Source organism: Paraburkholderia sp., from assembly GCF_034668105.1.
Taxonomy (GTDB): domain Bacteria; phylum Pseudomonadota; class Gammaproteobacteria; order Burkholderiales; family Burkholderiaceae; genus Paraburkholderia.
In genome coordinates this window covers 1-3,384 of the sequence record NZ_JAXDPY010000146.1, presented here as the reverse complement: position 1 = coordinate 3,384, position 3,384 = coordinate 1, and the positions used below count along the sequence as shown (strand labels likewise).

General features: G+C 66.6%; 3 protein-coding genes. All 3 read right to left on the bottom strand.

The window, feature by feature from the left end; translation table 11 throughout:
- Nucleotides 1-553, bottom strand: a 553-nt coding sequence (locus QOC89_RS06730) for an RNA polymerase sigma factor FliA (RefSeq protein WP_323044312.1), incomplete at its 3' end; no start/stop codon positions are given.
- 28 nt (nucleotides 554-581) lie between these two features.
- Nucleotides 582-1,451, bottom strand: a complete 870-nt coding sequence (locus tag QOC89_RS06725; protein WP_323044311.1) for an AAA family ATPase — start codon at nucleotides 1,449-1,451, stop codon at nucleotides 582-584.
- The coding region (flhF, locus tag QOC89_RS06720; protein WP_323044310.1) for a flagellar biosynthesis protein FlhF at nucleotides 1,444-3,384 on the bottom strand (1,941 nt) is incomplete at its 5' end. The genes QOC89_RS06725 and flhF, both read right to left, overlap by 8 nt.

Below are 3,384 nucleotides of genomic sequence, written 5' to 3'. Positions count from 1 at the left end.
GGTCGATCGCTTCGATCAGCGCCGAGCGCAAGCTGTCGTCCAGCAGCGCCGACAGCGGGTCCGAATGATCGACGCAGTAACGGTCGAGAAACGGCTCGTCGTCCGCGGAACGGTCGAAGTCTTCGTAATAGATCAGCTGGCTGCCGTGCAAGTCCTGGAGCATCGACTGATATTCGTCGAGCGGCATCTGCAGATGCTCGGCGATTTCCGTTTCGCTCGCCGAGCGGCCCAGACTCTGTTCGACCTTGTGCACGGCCGTTTCGACTTCGCGTGAAGTGCGCCGCAAGCTGCGCGGCAACCAGTCGTTGCTGCGCAACTCGTCCAGCATCGCGCCACGAATTCGCTGGCTGGCATAGGTCTCGAACTGCGCGCCCTGGTCTTCCTTGTAGCGGCTCGCCGCGTCCAGCAGCCCGATCATGCCGGCCTGGATCAGGTCATCGAGATCGACGCTCGCCGGCATCTTGGCAACCAGCTGCAAGCCGAGCCGACGCACCAGGGGCGCGTACTTCGTCAGAACCTCGGCCTGGGAAATCTTTCCCTGAGCGTTATACATCGTGCTCCCCTTGTCCCTGTGCCACCTCTCAGGCGTGCTGCACGGACGGTTGGTCGGCGTGTTGCGCCGCTGTAACTGTCGCAGGCGCCATCCAGGACGTTTGCGACGACATCGCTGGCCGCATCGGCCAGTACTGCAATTCGGCGGCAAGGTGCCGGAAGTCACGCGCGGCCGGTGTCGATGGGAAAGCATCGACGACACACCGCGACAATTCCAGGGCTCGCGCCATCCGCGCATCGGCGGCAATGCAACCGGCGTCTTCCAGCGCTACCGTCAGGTAGCGGCCAGCCACGCCGGCCAGGTTGACAAAGGCGGTACGGGCGTCGTCCACGCTCTGCACGTGGTTCACCAGCACGCGAAACTGCGCGGTGGCGTGCGCGTAGTGCAGACGTTTCATGCACGCGTACGCCTCGGTGATCGCTTGCGCGGCCACCCTTGTCACGATCATCACGTCGTGCGCCTGCATCGCGAGCGGCGACAGCTGACCCTGCTGGTCGAGTTGCGCATCGATCAGCACGATGTCGGCGGAACCGCGCAACACCACGCCTAACTGCGCGGCCGTGTAGCCGGCGCAGTTGTTGTGCGAACCGCTCAGCACGGAGAAGCCCAGCGCGTGGCGCGCGGCGGCGGCGTCGAGCGTCATCTCGCCGCGCAGCACCGCCGCAAAATTGCCCGCGCCGCGCACGCCGCCGAGCATCGCGCTCACCGATTTCGCGCCGAGGCACTCGTCGATCACCAGTACATCCTTGCCCTGCTGCGCGAGCGCCGCAGCAAGGTTCACCACGGTCGTCGTGCAGCCGACGCCGGCCGGGCCGCCCGTCACCGCAAGCACGCGCGAGCCGCTTTGCGTCAATAGCCGCCGCAGACCTTCTGCCTGATCGGCCATGAATTTATCCAAAGCGGACCTCGTGCAGTTCGGCCGTCGAGCGCGCGGACAGCGCGGACAGCAACGCTGGAATGTCGTCGTCGTGCGGCACGAACGGCGAGTTATCGCGCGGAATGCAGAACGTGCTCTTGATCAGGAATTTCTTCGTCGCGACGTACAGGTTTTCCGGCACCTTCTGACCGGTCGACACGTAGTGCACCGGCAGCTTGTAGCGGATCACCGTGTCGAGCACGCCGCCCAGATTGGTGGCTTCGTCGAGCTTGGTCAGAATGCAGCCGGCGAGCGGCTGTTTATCCGGCGCGCGCTGATAGGCCTGCACGACTTCGTTCAAGGTGTCGCCATGGCTCGTCGCGTTGAGCAGCAGCAGACGCTGCACCGGCTGACCGGCGCGGCACAGCATCGCGATCTGGTCGGAAACCAGACGGTCGCGCTGGCTCATACCGATCGTGTCGATCAGCACGATGTGCTTGTTGCGCAACTCGGAGAGCGCGAGTTGCAGATCGCCACCGTCTTTCACCGCGTGGACCGACACGCCGAGAATCTTGCCGAAGATGCGCAGTTGTTCGTGGCCGCCGATCCGGTAGCTGTCGGTGGTGAGGAGCGCCACCTTGCTGGCGCCGAAGCGCATCACGCAGCGCGCGGCGAGCTTGGCGGTGGTCGTGGTCTTGCCGACGCCCGTCGGGCCCATCAGCGCGAATACGCCGCCGCGCTCCATCAACGCGTCTTCGTCTTCCATCACCGGCAGATTCGACTCGAGCACCGAGCGCACCCAAGCCATGCCGCCGTCCATGTTGTCGACGTCGTCGGGCAGGTTGTCGACCATCATCTGCACGAGCTGCGCGGAGAAACCGGCGGCGAACAGATGCTTGGTGAGCGCGGCGCGTGCCGGGCTGCGGCGCTGACGATCGCCCCACAACAGGCCGGCGAAGTGTTCTTCCATCATCCCGCGCATCGACGAGAGCTCGCTCATCACGGTGTCGTTGACGACCTGCTCCATGCGGCTCTTGATCGCTTCAGCGACCGAGGCGGGCGTGCGGGCGTCGTCGCCCGTCGGCAGCGGCGGCGCACTCTTCTGAGCGGTGCGGCGCGCCGCGACTTGCGCGGCTTCGCGGGCCCACTCGGGGGTATCGCCGGTGTGCGGCGCGGCCGGTCGGGCAGAGGCCGCTTGCGTGTCTTGCGGGCCCGCTTGTACAGCGGATTCGACCGCGACGCCAAGGCCCTTGGCCGTGGCCGCAGCCGGTGTCATCGCCGCGGGACGCGCGCTGTACGCGCCCTGCTCCTGCTGTTCGGCGGCGATGCGGCGAGCGTGGTCGATTAGCCAGGGATTCGACTCGGCCATCGTGCGCGGCGTTTGAGCTTCAGCGGCGGGAACGATGGGCGCGGGCGGCACCCCGGCGGCTTTGAGCAGATCCGCACGGAGGTCTTCGGCGAGACGCGTCGCCGCGGCGCGGGCGCTGGGTTTATCGATGGCGGCCGGTTGTGAGGCGCTCGGCGCGGACGAGGCGGCAGGTGTCGCCGGCGCGGTGTGTTGCGTTTTAGCGGCGCCCGTCGGCGCCGCTTTCGGTGCGGCGGCAAGTTTCGCGGTGGAGACCGGGGCATCGTCGGCGCCCGTGTCGGCTTGAGCCGCATGGCTGCTCGTATTCTCGGTGCCCGCTTCCGGGCTTGCGCCGAACACCGACGAGAATACATCGGGCATGCCGCTCGCATACGGGTTGGCTTGCATCGCGCGCGGTGCGACGAGCGTGGGCTGCTGTGAAACCATTGCATTCGTCGGCGCGGCCAGCGCTGCGGCTGCGTTGCGTCGCGGCGTCTTCGGCGTGATGGCGGCGAGGTCGCTGTCGGCCAGCGCGACGATTTCGACGCTACCGTCGTCCATCGTGTGATTGGACAAAACGACGGCATCCGGGCCCAAGGCTTCGCGCACGAGACGCAGAGCATCGCGACT